Source organism: Variovorax sp. LjRoot290 (genome assembly GCF_964253985.1).
GTDB lineage: Bacteria > Pseudomonadota > Gammaproteobacteria > Burkholderiales > Burkholderiaceae_C > Variovorax.
This window is the reverse complement of record NZ_CAXURW020000003.1, coordinates 125238-140880: the sequence shown is the minus strand read 5'-3', so window position 1 is coordinate 140880 and position 15643 is coordinate 125238. Positions and strand designations below refer to the sequence as shown.

Genomic DNA, 15643 nt, shown 5'->3' with positions numbered 1-15643 from the left:
ACTTTCACGCAACAGGAGACACTCGAATGAGCGACATCTACATCACCGGCGGCGCCATGACGACTTTTGGACGTCATACGGGCGTCCAGGCACCCGAGTTGGCGCAGCAGGCCATCCTCAAGGCGCTCGACGACGCCGGTGTGACCAAGGACGACATCCAGGCCATCTACTGTGCGAACGTGCTCGGCGGCATGATTCTGGGCCAACTGATCGTGCGCGACCTGGGCTTCAAGGGCATCCCGGTCTACAACGTCGAGAATGCCTGCGCCAGCGGCGCCACCGGCGTGCACCTGGCCCGCCATGCGCTGATGGCCCGGCAGTACGACACGGTGCTCGTGTTCGGCATTGAGCAGCTCACCGCACTCGGCGGCGGCACGATCCCGCTGCAGCGCAACGACCACAAAACCGAGCTCTACGCGAAGTCGGGCATGGTGCTGCCGGCCGTCTATGCGATGCGCGGCACGCGCTTCCTGCACGAACGCGACGCCCAGCCCGCCGACCTCGCCGCGATCGCGGTGAAGAACCGCTACAACGGCTCGCTCAACGAGTACGCGCAGCAGCGCACTGAAGTCACGCTGGACGAGGTGCTCGGTTCGCGCATGATCGCCGACCCGCTGACGTTGCTGCAGTGCTGCCCCTCGCAGGTGGACGGCGCGGCGGCGGTGGTGGTCAGCACCAAGTCCGGCAGGCCCGGCGCCGCCGGCAAGCCGGTGAAGGTGCTGGCCTCTTCGGTCGTCTCCGGCCTTCGCGAAGACGCCCGCGACGACATCCTCGAAGCCGAGATCACCGCGCGCGCCGCGCGCCAGGCCTACGAGCAGGCTGGTCTGAGCCCGAAGGACGTCGACGTCGTCGAGCTTCATGACGCCTTCACCATCGCGGAACTCCTGTACTACGAAGCGCTGGGCCTCGCGCCGGCCGGCGAGGCCGTTCCCTTCCTGAAGTCCGGCGCCACCAAGATCGGCGGCCGCGTGCCGGTGAACCCGAGCGGCGGCCTGCTGGCCAAGGGCCATCCGTTGGGCGCGACCGGTGTCGCGCAGATGGTCGAAGTGATGTGGCACCTGCAGGACCGCGCCGGCGCGCGGCAGGCCAAAGGCGCACGCATCGGGCTGACGCAGTGCACCGGCGGCGGCATCGCGGGCGTCGACCACGCCGCCTCGTCCGTTCACCTGCTGGGAGTCTGAGATGCCAGGACGTTTCGATCCCGGACAAGTAGCCGCCGTCACCGGCGCGGCGCGTGGCATCGGCTTCGGCATTGCAAGGCGGCTCGCGCAAGAGGGCCTGACCGTCGCCCTGCTCGACCGTGATGTCGATGCGCTCCAGCAAGCCGTTGGCACGCTCGAGACCGAGGGCTTCAAGGCCGTTGGCGTGACCGTCGACCTCACCGATTCGGGAGCCGTCAACGCCGCCTTCGCCGACATCGTCGCCCGCACCGGGCGCCTGGACCACCTCGTCAACAACGCCGGCGCGGTGCGCGACATGCGTTTTCTCAAGATGACCGACGAGGACTGGGACCTCGTCATCGACACCAACCTGCGCTCGCAGTTCCTGTGCTGTCGCGCGGCGCTGCCGGGCATGGTCGAGCGCGGCTTCGGCCGCATCGTCAACATCTCTTCGCGGGCATGGCTCGGCGGCTTCGGGCAGGCCAACTACTCCGCCGCCAAGGGTGGCGTGGTGAGCCTGACGCGTTCGCTGGCGATCGAGTTCGCTGCCAAAGGCGTCACTGTCAATGCGATTGCACCCGGCATCGTCGACACGCCGCTGTTCCGCAACTTCACCGGCGACGTGCAAGCCAAGCTGCAGAACTCGGTGCCGGTCAAGCGCATCGGCACGGCAGACGACATCGCGAACGCGGTGGTGTTCTTCCTCGACCCTGCGGCTTCATACGTGACCGGCCAGACGCTCTACGTGTGCGGCGGCCGCAGCCTTTCATCGCCGAGCGTGTGAGGCGATGCCGTGACACGTCCCAACGTGAGCATGCGCACGGCCGGCGCCGTGGCCATCCTGACGATCGACCGCCCGGAGGCGCTCAACGCGCTGAACGTGGATGCGCTGCGCGAGCTGCGCTCCCATCTGTGCGAGGTGCGCGACTGCACCGACCTGCGTGTGGCCGTGATCACCGGCGGCGGCGATCGCGCCTTCTGCACCGGCGCCGATCTGAAAGGCACCCGCACCTCGCCAGCGAGCTACCCGGAGGCGTTGTTCCGCAGCACAGACCAATCCTCGGAGATGGGCCTGTACATCCGTCTGATGGATCTGACGGACCTTCAAGTCTGGAAGCCCATCGTTGCAGCGGTGAACGGCCACTGCCTCGGCGGCGGCCTCGAGCTGGCCTTGCAGTGCGACCTGCGGATCGCGTCCATGAACGCGAGCTTCGGGTTGCCGGAGGCCAAGGTGGGCTCCATTCCTGCCATCTCGGGCCTGCAGCGGTTGCTGAAGGCGGTGCCCTCGGCGCACGCGATGCAGATGGCGCTGACCGGTGCCCGCATCGACGCCGCCGAAGCGGCACGCATCGGCCTGGTGACCCAGGTGGTCGAGCAGAGCCGCTTGCTCGATGCCGCAATGACGCTGGCGGAAGCGATCGCCTCCAATGCCCCGCTTGCGGTGCAGGCGATCAAGAAACTGGCGAGGCAGACCGGGCACATGAGCGAGGTCGACGCCCAGCAGGTGACCGAGCTGTACTGGGGCGTTCTTCGCGATACCGAAGACCGCCTTGAAGGCCGCAAGGCTTTCTCCGAAAAGCGAAGCCCCAATTACCAAGGGCGTTGATTCAAGACAAGTCAGCCAGGAGACAGCAGAAATGACATTCGAAACCAACCGCCGCCAAGCCATCCTCCGCATGGCAGCCGCATCGTTCGCGGCGACCGCCGGCGCCGGCGCCCTCGCGCAGACCCCGTTTCCGAAGCAGAAGCCGATCACGCTCGTCGTGCCTTTCGCCACCGGCGGCGGCAACGACATCCTGGCGCGCGCCATCGCGCCGCGCATCGGCGAACTGCTGGGACAGACCGTGGTGGTCGACAACCGCCCCGGGGCCGGCGGCAACCTGGGCACCGACCTGGTCGCCCGCGCCGCGCCGGATGGCTACACCGTCGTCATCGCATCGAGCCAGGTGACGATGAACCCCTTCCTCGACATGAAGGTGCCCTTCAACATCGAAAAGGACTTCGAGCCAGTCGGCGTCGTCGGGTCAGTGCCGCTCGTGCTGGTGGCGAATCCTCAAGAGGGCTACAAGACACTGCCCGAGCTCATCGCCTACGCCAAAGCCAATCCCGGCAAGCTGAACTACAGCAGCCCGGGCAACGGAACGCCGCAACACCTGGCGGGCGAGGTGTTCGCCAAGCTGACGAAGACCGACCTCGTCCACGTTCCCTACAAGGGCACGGGTCCCTCGGTGACCGACCTCGTGGCCGGCCAGGTCCAGCTCTCGTTTGCCACCTTCGCCTCGGTGTCGCAGTTCATCAAGGCCGGCAAGCTGCGGGCGCTGGGCGTGGCCGGACAGAAGCGCACGCCGCTGATGCCCGAGCTGCAGACTTTCGGCGACGCCGGCATCAAAGGTTACGACGCAAGCCTCTGGTACAGCCTGCTGGCACCCGCGAAGACGCCGCAGCCGGTGGTCGCGCAGCTCAACAAGGCGCTCAACACCGCGCTGACCGACCCGACCGTGGCGAAGCAGCTGACGCAACAGGGCTTCGAAACGCGCACCTCGTCGCCCGCCGAGCTCAAGCAGTTCATTGCCGAAGAGCTCAAGCGCTGGCAACGCGTAATCACCGAAAACAACATCAAGGTCGTGCTGTGAGCGACGACGATGCCGGCCGCCCCGACGGCGATGTAGACAATCCCCTGCTGGATTACCTCGGCATTGAACGGGTCGGCGTGGCGCCGGGCGAGGCCACCTTCGAATTGCTGGTCGGCCCCCGGCACCTGAACCGGCAGGGCAAGCTCCAGGGCGGCGTCACCGCGACGCTGCTCGACGCGGCTTGCGGCTACGCGGGCCTGGTCAGCGACGACGGCGCGGCATTCGGCAACGCCGTGACCGTGATGCTCAACATCAGCTACGTGCGCGGCGTGAGCGCGGGCCGCCTGCGCGCGGTCGGCAAGGTGACCAAGACCGGACGCACCATGTACTTTTCCAGCGGCGAGCTGTTGGCAGAGGACGGCCGGCTGCTTGCCACCGCACAGGGCGCGTTCATGCGCGCCACGACGTCTCCGAAAGGCTAGTCATGCTGGGCAACGCATTGGACGGTCTGACCGTCGTCGATTTCACACAGATCGGTGCCGGGCCCACCTGCACCATGCTCATGGCCGACATGGGCGCACGGGTCATCAAGATCGAAGCCCCGGCGGGCGAGCTCGGCCGCGGGCTGGGGCCGGGCTGGGTCGGCGAGGACGCGGCGCTCTTCCACGGCTTCAACCGCAACAAGCTCGGCGTGTCGCTCGACCTCAAGTCGCCCGGCGGTGCGGCTGCCGCACGCCGCCTGATCGCGGGCGCGGACGTCGTCGTCGAAAGCATGCGCCCCGGCGTGATGAAGCGCCTGGGCCTGGGCCACGAGGAACTCCGTGCGAGCAAGCCTGCGCTGATCTACTGCTCGATTTCCGCTTATGGCCAGACGGGCCCCTACGCCGACCGCGCGGGGGTTGACGGCATCATGCAGGCCGACTCGGGCCTGATGAGCCTGATCGGCGTCGAAGGCGCCGAACCTTGCAAGGTACAGGCGCCCGTGGTGGACGTGATGACAGGCTACGTGGCGGCCATGGCGGTGCTCGCCAAGCTCAACCAGCGTGCGCGGGACGGGCAGGGTGGCTACCTTGACGTCAACCTGTTGAACTCGGCGCTCGTGCTGCAGCAGTCGTCGATCACGAGCTACCTCGCCGACGGCGAGGCACCGGTGCGTGTGGGCAGCGCCGCACCGTATTCAGCGCCCAACCAGGCCTTCGAGACCCGCGACGGCTGGGTCATGATCGCCGCCTACATGCCCGACCGCTGGACGCGCCTGTGCGTGGCGCTGGGCATTCCGGATGTAGCGACCGATCCGCGCTTCGCCACCTCGCCGCTGCGCGTGGCCAATCGACATGCGATGGTCGAGGTGCTGACGGCGGCCCTCAAGACGCGCACCACCGACGAATGGCTGGCGGTGCTGAGGGCTGCGGACATTCTGTGCTCCCGCGTTTCGACTTACGAGGACATGACGCGACATCCGCAGGTACAGTCCAACGGCATGCTGGCGCAGGCGGAGCATCCCGCGCATGGCATGGTGAGGATGCCCGGCTTTCCGGTCAACAGCGTGGAGATGAATGCACGGCCGCACCGTGCGGCGCCCGCCTGCGGCCAGGATACCTCGCGCGTACTGCGCGAGGCTGGTTTCTCCGAAGAAGACATCGCCGGGCTGATCCGCTCCAAGGCGGCGCACTGCACCAGCGCGGAACTGGCGCAATACCAGCCCGCCTGAGCGGGCTGGCGGCGACACGCCATCGGGGCCGCCAGTGGGTCGGTGTCGATCTCAGCGCACCGTCGTGCCGCCAGCGCCATTGCCGGCCTGGCGCTGCTGGCTCGTGCGGCTCGGCATGTCGTAGTAGGACGGTACGCGGCTGTTGGCGAAGGCTTCGACGCGCAGGTTCTGGTTCGGACGGTGCGCGCGCTCCACGGCTTCGGCGTAGACCGATGCGCGGTCACGCGGCGATGCCATCGCAGGCGCTACGCCGGCCAGCGCGGCTTCGGCGTAGGGGTTAGACCTATTCGCGGCCTGCACGGCCTGCGAGCGCACTGCGGTTCGGTCGACACTGCTCTGGAACTGCAGAACGCCGTGGTATTCCTCGGCCTGTGCGCCGGTGAAGGCGAATGCTGCGACGGCGGTAGTGGCAAGGAGGAGGGAGGTTTTCATTTCGGTTGCCTTTCAAGTGTGGAAGTGGAAAAAAACGAGGGAGCGAAATCGGTTGCCGATGCCACGTTCTGCGCGGGCAGGTTCAGCGTCGGCGCGGGAACGACCGGGAGCGCCATGACTGCCTGCACGAACGCGCCGGCGCCGGCCAGCGCGACGGTCGCGAAGAAACCGATGGGGGCGAGAAGCGTGGATGCGGACATGAGAGGCTCCGGGGTGGTCGATGGTTGGCTACGGGTTCGTATGTGCGGGTCGGATGCAGGTAATTTATGGTTTGGCGCGCTCCGGACCAAGGGGGCTGCAAGCACAGCCCCTTGAAGGTCCGCTAACAGATGGAGATGCGTGCACGCGCGCCTCGCGCGACCTCGCCTCCAGCGATGGCCGGGTGCGTCAGCGCATCGGGCTTCGGGCGCGAGCGCTCCGGCGTGCCGCGAGCACAACGCCCAGGTCGTCCTGCGCCAGACGGATGAGAGGCGAAGCGCCGCCCAGGCAGGCATGCGGCCGCGTGAACCAGGCCGCGATCGCGAAGGGGTCGTGCGTCGCCCTGAGTTCGGAAGCGATGGCGCGCACGTCTTCCCTGGGCAGCATCGTGGCCGAGGCCAGTTGGAACAGTGGCATCCATGCTTCGCCGGCCCATTCGAAAGCGAACACCTGCTCGTTGCGCACCCAGGCGTGCAGCATCTCCGGCGGTTCGTCGACGCGCAGCAGCAGGCTCGTCTCGAGTTCGCGCAGCCGCGCGAGCCCTCCGTGCGGCCGGTAGGCGTCGAGCATCAAGACGAACTGCGCATCGACGCCGAGCGCCGCATGCACGTCGACTTCACCCGCGGCCGGGTGCGGCGAGGGAGGGGCCCAGGAACGGGCCGACCGGGGCATGGAATCGAGGTACGAAGGCTGGTACATGCTGATCTCCAATCGGGGTGAATCGTCGGGGTCCATCGTCCCGCTTCTGCGCCGGCCGGGCGCGGCCGAAATTGCGGAGTCGCGGGAACGGTTGCGGCTGCATGGCGCCGCCACCGTCCGCACCATGCGCACTATCGGCGCGCCGGGCGCTGGTGGCGAGTTAATCCGCGCAGTTCTTCCCCTCCTTCGAAAAGCGCTCGGCCAGGCGATCCGGATTTGCACGCCTTAACGCGCGACGACGCCGGTCAGGGTTTTCCTCGACACACGGCGCACTTATCGCGCCAGTCGCAGTGAGTGTTACCCAGCGCGCTGTCGCGTTCGTACGATCCGCCCGCAGCCGCCGTGCCGTCCTGGACGGCGATGAAAAGCCGAACCAAGCAGGAAGCCATGGCCGCAGCCCAGACAGCGACGATTCAGGAACACGCAGACACGCCGCCCCGCGCCGCCAAGGGACTGCGCCTGTCCCAGGAAATCATCGTGGTTGCGCTGGCGGCGATGCTGTTCGCCGCCTTCAGCCTGCTGCTGCCGAACTTCGCCTCGCCTGAAAACCTGCTCTCGCTGCTGCGAAGCGTCTCGGTGCTTGGCATCGCGATGGCGTTGCTGGTCATCGGGCGCGGCATCGACCTCTCGTTGATCGCCACCATGGCAATTTCCGTCGGCTGGACGCTGTCGCTGATCGGAGCTGGTCACGCACCGGTATCGCGCTCGCCTGCGGCTTCGGGCTGGCGCTCCTGGTCGGCATCGCCAACGGGCTGATCGTCGCGTACGTCGAGATCCCCGCAATCTTCGCGACCCTGGCCGTCGGCATCTTCGTCTACGGCTTCGGGAGGCTGTTCCTGGTGGACATCGACGTGGTGCCGCTCGGCGAACGTGCGGGTTGGATCAGCCAGTTCGGCCGCGGCAGCGTCGCCTCGATGCCCGCCCCGGTGGTTGCCTTTGCCGACGTCGCGCTGCTCGCGATGCTGTTCCTGCGCTACGCGAAGGCTGGCCGATACATCTTCGCGATGGGCGACAACTACCTCGCTGCGCGCATCACCGGCCTGCCGGTCCGGCCGATGCTGGTGCTTCAGTACGTGCTTGCCTCGGTGATCGCGGTCGTCGCCGGCCTGATCACTGCCGCGTCGGTGGCGAGCATCAACACCCGCATCGTCAACTCGACGCTGATCTACGACGTGATCCTGGTGGTGGTGCTCGGCGGCATCGGCCTGAGCGGCGGCAAGGGCGGCGTGCGCAACGTGATCGTCGGCACGCTGCTGATCGGCATCCTGCTCAACGGCATGACGATCATGGACATCCAGTACACGGTGCAGAACCTCATCAAGAGCACGATCCTCCTTGGCGCGCTGGTCGCCGACAGCCTGCTCAACCCGCGCGACGAGCAGACGGCCCAGCAGGGCGACATCTGAGCGCGCCCCTGAGCCACTACCCCAACCCTCGAACGGAGACAAAACGACCATGAAACGCATCCTTCAGATCCTGCTGATCGGACTCGCCATGCTGGGCGGCGCCGCGCGCGCCGAGGTGGACGATCCCGCGCGCCCGGCCTACTACGGCAGCCTCAAGGGCAAGACGCTCGCCTTCATCCCCATGTCGATGGGCATGGACTGGACCGACGGCTGGGCCGCCATGCTGCGCGGCGAACTCGAGCCCCTTGGCGCAAAGATCGTGATCCGTGACGCCAACTGGAAGACCGATGTCGGCGCGCAGGCGATCACCTCGCTGATCTCCGAGAAGCCCGACGCGATCCTGATCCAGAACCCTGACATCCAGTCCTACGCGAGGCTGCTCAGGCGCGCGCAGGAAGCGGGCATCCATGTGATCCAGGTGAACATGCGCACCAGCACCGCCACCGACGTATTCGTCGGGCCCGACTGGGTCGGCGTCGGCGAGGCCAAGGCACGCGCCATCGTGGGCGCCTGCGGCAAGGGCTCCGGCAAGTCGGGCAAGGTCGCGATCGTGCAGGGGGTGCTCACCGCCGCGGCCAGCATGTACATGATGAACGGCATCAACACAGTGCTGTCGCAGAACCCGGATATCAAGGTCATCTCCAACCAGCCGGCCGACTGGGATGCGTCCAAGGCCCGTTCCATCACCGAGACCGTGCTCAAGCAGCACCCCGACCTGTGCGGTGTGATCGGCTTTTGGGACAGCATGGACCTGGGCACGTCTGCGGCGATCCGCGAAGCCAACATGCAGGGCAAGGTTCATCTCGTCACCGACGGCAGCCTTGCGCACACTGCCTGCGACAACGTCAACAACGGCGCCTTCAGCACCTACATCGGCACCGACGTGCGCCGCGAGTCCAGCGACATCGCCTCTGCGTTCAAGTGGCTGATGCAGGCCAAGCCGAAGGCGGGCGAGAAAAGCATCACGCTGTACACACCGGTGACCGTGCTTACCAAGGCGAGCATGCATCCGGCTTCGTGCTGGAACCTCGCCCACTATAAGAAGTAAGCACCGCCAACCGCCAAGAGCCCGCCCATGAAGGAGCTGCTGTCCCGGTGGCGATACAGGTACGTGCCCGATCACGTGGTCGGTGAGATCCTCTCCAAGAGCTGGATCGACAACACCGTCCCCGTCGGGGGCCTCGTGCTGGCCATCGCCATCTTCGGTTCGCTGATACCGAACTTCTATTCCACGTCGAACCTGCTGGACACCCTGCGCCAACTGGGCGAGTTCAGCTTCGTGGCCTTCGCGATGGTGCTGGTGATGATCGCGGGGGGCATCGACCTCAGCGTCGGCTCCAACTTCGCGCTGGGCAACCTGCTCGCCCTGCTGTTTCTCAACGTGGCCGGCCTGCCGGTCGGCGTGGCGATCGCGTTGGCGATCCTCGCGTGCAGCTTGGTAGGTTTATGCAATGGGCTGCTCATCGGCTACCTGCGGCTGCGCGCCTTCCTCACCACGCTGGTAATGCTGATCGTCGTGCGCTCGATCGTCGACATGCTGCTGCTGAAGTACGCGGTGCAGATCTCCGCCTCGACTCTCGAATCTCCCACCTGGGACTACGTCGGCACTGCGTCGGTGGGTGGCCTGCCGTTCAGCTTCCTGCTCGCGCTGCTCTTCGGCATCTCGGCGCACGTGTTCCTCAGCCGAACGCGCCCGGGCTGGCACATCATGGCGATCGGTGGTTCCCGCAAGTCGGCCTACAACGTGGGCATCTCAGTGCGCCGCACGATCTGCCTGACCTACGTGGGCTCGGGCGCCCTGTGCGGCGTGGCAGGTGCGCTCTATGCCGCACGTCTCAATGGCGCCGGCGCCGACACCGGGATCGGGCTCGAAGTCGTTGCGCTCACCGCAGCGGTGCTGGGCGGCAACAGCCTCCGCGGCGGGCGCGGCTCGGTCATGAAGGCGATCGTCGGTTCGATCATCGTGCTGCTGGTCACCAACGGCCTGGTGCGCCTCGGCCTGCCCACCGGCGCCTCGTCGCTCGCGCTCGGCCTCATCCTGCTTGCTGCCGTCGGCATCGATGTGCGCTGGCTCAAGAACAAGCACAAGCTGCTCGCCAAGGTCTACACCTCGCCTGCTTACCTGGCGCTGCCGCCAAGCCCGTCGATGGATCGCGGCTCCGGCTCGCCTTATGCGGTCAACGACAAGCTGCGCGACGTCTCGCTCATCGGCCTGGGGCAGATCGAGGGGCCAGAAGACGTGATCTTCGACCGCGAAGGACATCTCTACACCGTAACGCGGCAGGGCGATATCGTGCGCTTCCGCGCGCCCGACCACCAAGAGCCCGAACTGTTCGCGCACATCGGCGGGCTGCCGCTGGGCATGGCCTTCGACCGCGAGGACAATCTCGTCGTATGCGTGGGTGGCATGGGCCTGTACATGGTCCGGCCCGACGCAAGCGTGGTCAAACTGACCGACGAGACCAACCGCAGTCCGTTCTCGGTCATCGACGACTCCCGCCTGAGCCTAGCCGACGACTGCGACATAGCGCCCGACGGCCGCATCTTTTTCAGCGAAGCCACGTTGCGCTACTCGATCCACAACTGGCATTACGACGCGCTCGAGAGCCGGGGCAACGGCCGCATCATCTGCTTCGATCCGGCCACCGGCAGGACGCGGTCCGTGCTGCGCAATCTCGTGTTCCCCAACGGCATCTGCATGGCACGCGACGGCGATTCCTTCTTCTTTGCCGAGACCTGGGCCTGCCGCATCAGTCGCTACTGGTTTGCGGGTACCAAGGCCGGCACCGTCGAGCCGGTGATCGAGGATCTGCCGGGCTATCCGGACAACATCAACCGTGCCTCCGACGGTAACTACTGGCTCGCGCTGGTCGGGGTACGTTCACCCGCTTTCGACCTCGCGCAGCGGATGCCCGCTTTCCGCAAGCGCATGGCGCGGCGCATCTCGCCGCATGAGCTGATCTTTCCGAACATCAACACCGGCTGCGTGGTCAAGTTCGATGCCGAAGGGCGCATCCTTGACGCGCTGTGGGACATCGGCGGCGCCAACCACCCCATGATCACATCGATGCGTGAAGACCGGGGCTACCTGTATCTCGGCGGCATCTCCAACAACCGCATCGGCAAGTACCGGCTCGAAGGCGCAGACCCGACCTGGACCGGCCCGGCCAGCTACTGGGGAGAGGGGAAGTGAACGACATGATGCGATGGGTCTCCGGCAACATTGACGCCCTGCTTGGGCGCGGCGACCATGCCATCGCCGTGCCTCCACTTGACGGAGCGCTGCAACCGAATGTACGCCTCGACGAAGCGCAGGCGGTGCTGCCGACGGGGCAGGTCGACAACCTCGTCGCGGACGGCCAGGCCCGACTCGTTTTTAGCGACGGCCCACTGCTGATGGGCTGGACGCCGGGCGATGCCCAGGCGCGAATGCTCCACAGCTTTTCCAGCGACATCACGGCGATCGCCTCACTGGGCGATGGCGGGCTCGCGGTGGCGCTCTCGCGTGGCGGCATCGCCTTGCGCGATGCGTCAGGCCTGACACGCGTCGTCGAGCGGATCGGCGACTATCGCCCGTTCTGTCCTACGGCCATTATCGCGGCCGAGGCAACGACGCTGATCGTGGCCGAAGGCTCGGCAACGCATGCCGCGAACGATTGGCAACGCGACCTGATGTCGAAGGGCCGCAGCGGCAGCATCTGGCGGCTGGAGATGACGGCGCTGCGTGCGACCTGCCTGGCGCGTGCGCTGGCCTTCCCGTATGGCCTGGCGCTGGACGCCAGCGGCCAAGTGGTGGCGAGCGAAAGCTGGCGCCACCGTTTGATTCGCATCGTCCCGAAGGGAATCGAAACCGTCCTCGACGACCTTCCAGGCTACCCTGCGCGGCTGGCGCCATCGGGGCAGGGCGGCCATTGGCTGTCGGTCTTCGCGCCGCGCACCCAGCTCGTCGAGTTCGTGATGCGCGAGCGTGCTTTCCGCCAGCGGATGATGGCAGAGACCGCGCCTGCGCACTGGGTGGCGCCTGCCCTCGCGACCGGTCGGGATTTCCGTGAACCCATGCAGGGCGGCGCCATCAAGACCCTCGGCATCTTCAAGCCCTGGGCGCCTTCGCGCTCGTACGGGCTCGTGGTGCGGCTCGACGGCGACTTCGTGCCTGTTGAGAGTCTGCACAGCCGTGCCGACGGCAGGCGGCACGGCGTGACATCGGCCGCCGAGTTGGGAGGCTGGCTTTACGTCGGCAGCCGCGGCGCGGGAGAGATCGTGCGTGCCGACATCGACATCGTCTGGGGCAGCCCATGAGCGAGACACTGATCGAGCTGAGGCAGCTCACCAAGGCTTATCGCGGCACTCCGGTGGTGCGGGACATCTCGCTGGCCATCGGCGCCGGCGAGGTCCATGCGCTGCTTGGCGAAAACGGCGCCGGAAAATCCACGCTCACCAAGATGATCGCCGGGGCCGTGAAGCCCAGTTCGGGCGAGATCCTGTTCGACGGCGCTCCGGCTTCGTTCGAGAGTCCGCACGATGCGCTGCGCAAGGGCATTGCGATGGTGTACCAGGAAACCAGCCTGGTGCCCTCGCTGACCGTGGCGCAGAACATCTACCTGGGCAAGGAGCCCTTCTTCAACAGGCTGAGAGGCACCTACATCAGCGCTCAGCAGTTCCTGCAGTCGCTGAACTTCGCCGTCGAGCCGACGCGCCTGGTGTCGACGCTCGGTGCCGCCCAGAAGCAGATGGTGGAGATCGCGCGCGCGGTGCACCACCAGGCGCGACTCATCATCTTCGACGAGCCCACGGCGACGCTCACGCCGGAGGAGAAGCACCACTTCTTCGCGCTCGTCGAGCGGCTGCGACGCGATCGTGTGGCGGTGATCTTCATCTCGCACGCGTTGGAAGAGGCGATCTCGATCTCGGACCGTATCACGGTCATGCGCGACGGCAACCATGTGCTGACGGAGAGCACCCGCAGCCTCGACCGTGACAAGATCATCAAGGCGATGGTCGGGCGCTCCCTTTCCGGCGAGCTCTACGGCCAGCAGGCGCGCAAGCGCCGCCCACGCGGCGACAAGATCCTCAGCGTGCAGAACCTCTCAATGGGCACGATCGTCAAGAACAATGCCTTCTCGATCTACAAGGGCCAGGTGACCGGCTTCTTCGGCCTCGTCGGCTCCGGGCGGACCGAGACGGCCAAGATCATCTCGGGCGTCGTCAAGCGCGACTTCCTGCATGGTGGCGAGATCCGGCTCGGGGGGCGGCCCGTGCGATTCCGGGTGCCGCGCCCGGCGGTCAAGAACGGCATCGTCTATGTCACCGAAGACCGCAAGATCGAGGGCTTCTTCGAGACCATGTCGATCCGCGAGAACATCTATTTCGGCAAGCTGGCTTCACCGGGCGGCACGGCCTTGGCGGGGCGTCCGGGCGAGATGCGCGCGCTGGCCGAGCACTGGCACCGCCGGCTCGACATCAAGGCCACCGGTACCGACGCCGCCGTGATCGAGCTGTCGGGCGGCAACCAGCAGAAGGTGGTCATCGCCAAGGCGCTGGTGCAGAAGCCGCGCTTGATCATCTTCGACGAGCCCACGCGCGGCGTGGATGTCGGCGCCATCGTCGAGATCCATGCACTGATCCATCAGCTGGCCGACGAGGGCATGGCGGTGATGGTGATCTCGTCCTACCTGCCCGAGATCCTGAGCCTGTCCGACCGCATCCTGGTGACGCGCCAGGGCCGCGTGGTCGAGGAATTCGATCCACGCGACGCGGACGAGGAAAAGATCATGTACGCGGCGGTCCACTAGCGGGGTACCGCGCCGGCGCGAGCCCGTTGGCCACCACTCGTCCGCGCGCCGACTCAGGGTTTTCCTCGACACATTACCTGCTTATCGCGGCAGTCGCAATGACTGTTATGCGCCGCGCGGCGCGCTTCCTAAATTCGATCCCACCCACTCTCCAGCGTCGTTCGCCGGATTTCACATGCCACAACACTTCCCGATGTTCATCGACGGCCGTGACGCCGAAGCGGCCGATGGCGCGAGCTTCGAGTCGACCGATCCTTATACCGGGGAGGTCTGGGCCACATTTCCGCGCGGCCGTGCGGCCGATGCGGAACTCGCCGTTGCAGCGGCGCGTCGCGCCTTCGAGTCCGGACCTTGGTCGCGGCTCACGCCCAGCGCACGCGCCAAGCTGTTGTTCAAGCTGGCCGACCTTATCGAGCGCGACGCGGACCGGCTCGCGGAACTCGAGGTGCGAGACAACGGCAAGCTCATTGCGGAGATGCGCGCGCAGGTCGGCTACATCCCCGAGTACTTCCGCTATTTCGGCGGCCTCGCCGACAAGATCGAGGGTGCGGTGTTGCCCATCGACAAGGCGGACACCTTCAACTACACGCTGCACGAGCCGCTGGGCGTGTGCGTAGCGATCACGGCATGGAACTCGCCGCTGCTGCTGGCCGCCAACAAACTCGCGCCGGGTCTCGCGGCCGCCAACACCTTCGTGCTCAAGCCCTCGGAATTCACGAGCGCCTCCGCGGTCGCGCTGGCCCGGCTTGCGCACGAGGCCGGCTTCCCGCCCGGCGTGCTCAATGTGGTCACGGGCTACGGCGGCGAGGTCGGCGCGCCGTTGGTCAGCCATCCGGATGTCGCCAAGATCGGCTTCACCGGCAGCGAGTTGGGCGGCCAAAAGATCAACGAGAGCGCGGCGCGCGACTTCAAGCACGTCACGCTAGAGCTCGGCGGCAAGAGCGCGAACATCGTGTTCGACGACGCCAACCTCGACAACGCGCTGAAGGGCGCCGTCTCGGGCATCTTCGCCGCCACCGGCCAGACCTGCGTGGCGGGCTCCCGCCTGCTGGTGCAGGACGGCATCTACGACGAGTTCGTCGAGCGCCTGGTGGCCTTCGCGAAGCAGGCGCGCATCGGCGATCCGAAGCTGCGCACCACGCAGGTGGGGCCCGTCACCACCACAGCCCAGTACGAGAAGATCCTCGACTACATCCGCATTGCGAAGGACGAGGGCGCCATCTGCCGCCTGGGCGGCGCCCGGGCCACGGGCGAGGGCCTCGGGCAGGGCCAATTCGTGCAGCCGACCATCTTCGCCGAGGTGCGCAACGACATGCGCATCGCGCGCGAGGAGGTGTTCGGGCCGGTGCTCAGCTGCATCCGCTTCAAGGACGAGGACGACGCGGTGGCCATCGCCAACGACAGTCCCTACGGCCTTGCCGCCGGCGTCTGGACCGGAAACATCCGCCGCGCCATCGACATGCCCAAGCGCCTGCGCGTGGGCATCGTGTGGGTCAACATGTACCGCGCCGTCAGCTTCATGTCGCCCTTCGGCGGCACCAAGCGATCCGGCATGGGCCGCGAGAACGGCGCCGATGCGATCCGCGAATACATGCAGACCAAGAGCGTCTGGGTGAGCACCGCACGCGAGACGCCCGACCCTTTCGTCATTCGTTAACGCCTTCCAAGGAGA

17 protein-coding genes are annotated in these 15643 nt (G+C 66.7%); 14 read left to right on the top strand and 3 right to left on the bottom strand.

What is annotated here, in order from left to right:
• Positions 1–26: 26 nt before the first annotated feature.
• The 6 genes from ACSQ9A_RS38065 to ACSQ9A_RS38040 are packed head-to-tail and all read left to right on the top strand — an operon-like array spanning position 27 to position 5444.
• The gene (locus tag ACSQ9A_RS38065; protein ID WP_436307929.1) at positions 27–1181 is read left to right on the top strand and encodes a thiolase family protein; all 1155 of its coding nucleotides are present in this window, start codon (positions 27–29) and stop codon (positions 1179–1181) included.
• Between the two features lies 1 nt (position 1182).
• Positions 1183–1944: an SDR family NAD(P)-dependent oxidoreductase gene (locus tag ACSQ9A_RS38060; RefSeq protein ID WP_436307928.1), complete on the top strand. Its 762-nt coding sequence runs from the start codon at positions 1183–1185 to the stop codon at positions 1942–1944.
• Positions 1945–1974: 30 nt separating this feature from the next.
• A complete protein-coding gene (locus tag ACSQ9A_RS38055; protein ID WP_436308241.1) occupies positions 1975–2766 on the top strand; it encodes an enoyl-CoA hydratase/isomerase family protein in 792 nt (263 codons plus the stop codon).
• A gap of 31 nt (positions 2767–2797) precedes the next feature.
• On the top strand, positions 2798–3793 hold the full coding sequence (locus tag ACSQ9A_RS38050) for a tripartite tricarboxylate transporter substrate binding protein (protein WP_436307927.1): 996 nt from the start codon (positions 2798–2800) through the stop codon (positions 3791–3793).
• Positions 3790–4215, top strand: coding sequence for a PaaI family thioesterase (locus ACSQ9A_RS38045; RefSeq protein ID WP_436307926.1), 426 nt, complete (start codon positions 3790–3792; stop codon positions 4213–4215). The genes ACSQ9A_RS38050 and ACSQ9A_RS38045 overlap by 4 nt, the downstream gene beginning before the upstream one ends.
• A 2-nt stretch (positions 4216–4217) precedes the next feature.
• The gene (locus ACSQ9A_RS38040) at positions 4218–5444 is read left to right on the top strand and encodes a CaiB/BaiF CoA transferase family protein (RefSeq protein WP_436307925.1); all 1227 of its coding nucleotides are present in this window, start codon (positions 4218–4220) and stop codon (positions 5442–5444) included.
• A gap of 51 nt (positions 5445–5495) precedes the next feature.
• On the opposite strand, the gene ACSQ9A_RS38035 is transcribed toward ACSQ9A_RS38040, so the two are convergent.
• The 3 genes from ACSQ9A_RS38035 to ACSQ9A_RS38025 form a co-directional block, all read right to left on the bottom strand.
• Positions 5496–5876 (bottom strand): hypothetical protein, encoded by a 381-nt coding sequence (locus ACSQ9A_RS38035; protein ID WP_436307924.1) that lies wholly within the window; start codon positions 5874–5876, stop codon positions 5496–5498.
• Complete coding sequence (locus ACSQ9A_RS38030) at positions 5873–6076, bottom strand: hypothetical protein (protein WP_436307923.1); 204 nt, start codon at positions 6074–6076, stop codon at positions 5873–5875. Before ACSQ9A_RS38030 ends, ACSQ9A_RS38035 begins: the two co-directional genes overlap by 4 nt.
• Before the next feature lie 187 nt (positions 6077–6263).
• Positions 6264–6773: a hypothetical protein gene (locus ACSQ9A_RS38025; protein WP_436307922.1), complete on the bottom strand. Its 510-nt coding sequence runs from the start codon at positions 6771–6773 to the stop codon at positions 6264–6266.
• On the opposite strand from ACSQ9A_RS38025, the gene ACSQ9A_RS38020 reads away from it, so the two are divergent.
• The 8 genes from ACSQ9A_RS38020 (at position 6772) to ACSQ9A_RS37985 (ending at position 15628) form a co-directional block, all read left to right on the top strand.
• Positions 6772–7002 carry a hypothetical protein gene (locus ACSQ9A_RS38020; RefSeq protein WP_436307921.1) on the top strand — a complete coding sequence of 77 codons (231 nt, stop codon included), beginning with the start codon at positions 6772–6774 and terminating at the stop codon, positions 7000–7002. The two genes, ACSQ9A_RS38025 and ACSQ9A_RS38020, sit on opposite strands and share 2 nt — an antisense overlap.
• Positions 7003–7160: 158 nt before the next feature.
• The gene (locus ACSQ9A_RS38015; protein ID WP_436307920.1) at positions 7161–7529 is read left to right on the top strand and encodes a hypothetical protein; all 369 of its coding nucleotides are present in this window, start codon (positions 7161–7163) and stop codon (positions 7527–7529) included.
• Positions 7433–8179, top strand: coding sequence for an ABC transporter permease (locus tag ACSQ9A_RS38010; protein ID WP_436308240.1), 747 nt, complete (start codon positions 7433–7435; stop codon positions 8177–8179). Before ACSQ9A_RS38015 ends, ACSQ9A_RS38010 begins: the two co-directional genes overlap by 97 nt.
• 49 nt (positions 8180–8228) lie before the next feature.
• Positions 8229–9227, top strand: coding sequence for a sugar ABC transporter substrate-binding protein (locus ACSQ9A_RS38005; protein ID WP_436307919.1), 999 nt, complete (start codon positions 8229–8231; stop codon positions 9225–9227).
• 27 nt (positions 9228–9254) lie between these two features.
• Positions 9255–11372, top strand: a complete 2118-nt coding sequence (locus ACSQ9A_RS38000) for an ABC transporter permease (protein WP_436307918.1) — start codon at positions 9255–9257, stop codon at positions 11370–11372.
• Entirely contained in the window at positions 11369–12478 is a 1110-nt protein-coding gene (locus ACSQ9A_RS37995; protein ID WP_436307917.1) for a strictosidine synthase, read from the top strand. The genes ACSQ9A_RS38000 and ACSQ9A_RS37995 overlap by 4 nt, the downstream gene beginning before the upstream one ends.
• Positions 12475–13971: a sugar ABC transporter ATP-binding protein gene (locus ACSQ9A_RS37990; RefSeq protein WP_436307916.1), complete on the top strand. Its 1497-nt coding sequence runs from the start codon at positions 12475–12477 to the stop codon at positions 13969–13971. The genes ACSQ9A_RS37995 and ACSQ9A_RS37990 overlap by 4 nt, the downstream gene beginning before the upstream one ends.
• A 175-nt stretch (positions 13972–14146) precedes the next feature.
• A complete protein-coding gene (locus ACSQ9A_RS37985) occupies positions 14147–15628 on the top strand; it encodes an aldehyde dehydrogenase (RefSeq protein WP_436307915.1) in 1482 nt (493 codons plus the stop codon).
• Positions 15629–15643: the final 15 nt, after the last annotated feature.

Excerpts from the sequence above, each read along its gene's own strand:
- ACSQ9A_RS38065 (WP_436307929.1), top strand. The coding sequence starts at position 27 with ATGAGCGACATCTACATCACCGGCGGCGCCATGACGACTTTTGGACGT.
- ACSQ9A_RS38060 (WP_436307928.1), top strand. The coding sequence starts at position 1,183 with ATGCCAGGACGTTTCGATCCCGGACAAGTAGCCGCCGTCACCGGCGCG.
- ACSQ9A_RS38055 (WP_436308241.1), top strand. The coding sequence starts at position 1,975 with ATGCGCACGGCCGGCGCCGTGGCCATCCTGACGATCGACCGCCCGGAG.
- ACSQ9A_RS38050 (WP_436307927.1), top strand. The coding sequence starts at position 2,798 with ATGACATTCGAAACCAACCGCCGCCAAGCCATCCTCCGCATGGCAGCC.
- ACSQ9A_RS38040 (WP_436307925.1), top strand. The coding sequence starts at position 4,218 with ATGCTGGGCAACGCATTGGACGGTCTGACCGTCGTCGATTTCACACAG.
- ACSQ9A_RS38035 (WP_436307924.1), bottom strand. The coding sequence starts at position 5,876 with ATGAAAACCTCCCTCCTCCTTGCCACTACCGCCGTCGCAGCATTCGCC.
- ACSQ9A_RS38030 (WP_436307923.1), bottom strand. The coding sequence starts at position 6,076 with ATGTCCGCATCCACGCTTCTCGCCCCCATCGGTTTCTTCGCGACCGTC.
- ACSQ9A_RS38020 (WP_436307921.1), top strand. The coding sequence starts at position 6,772 with ATGCTGATCTCCAATCGGGGTGAATCGTCGGGGTCCATCGTCCCGCTT.
- ACSQ9A_RS38025 (WP_436307922.1), bottom strand. The coding sequence starts at position 6,773 with ATGTACCAGCCTTCGTACCTCGATTCCATGCCCCGGTCGGCCCGTTCC.
- ACSQ9A_RS38015 (WP_436307920.1), top strand. The coding sequence starts at position 7,161 with ATGGCCGCAGCCCAGACAGCGACGATTCAGGAACACGCAGACACGCCG.
- ACSQ9A_RS38005 (WP_436307919.1), top strand. The coding sequence starts at position 8,229 with ATGAAACGCATCCTTCAGATCCTGCTGATCGGACTCGCCATGCTGGGC.
- ACSQ9A_RS38000 (WP_436307918.1), top strand. The coding sequence starts at position 9,255 with ATGAAGGAGCTGCTGTCCCGGTGGCGATACAGGTACGTGCCCGATCAC.
- ACSQ9A_RS37990 (WP_436307916.1), top strand. The coding sequence starts at position 12,475 with ATGAGCGAGACACTGATCGAGCTGAGGCAGCTCACCAAGGCTTATCGC.
- ACSQ9A_RS37985 (WP_436307915.1), top strand. The coding sequence starts at position 14,147 with ATGCCACAACACTTCCCGATGTTCATCGACGGCCGTGACGCCGAAGCG.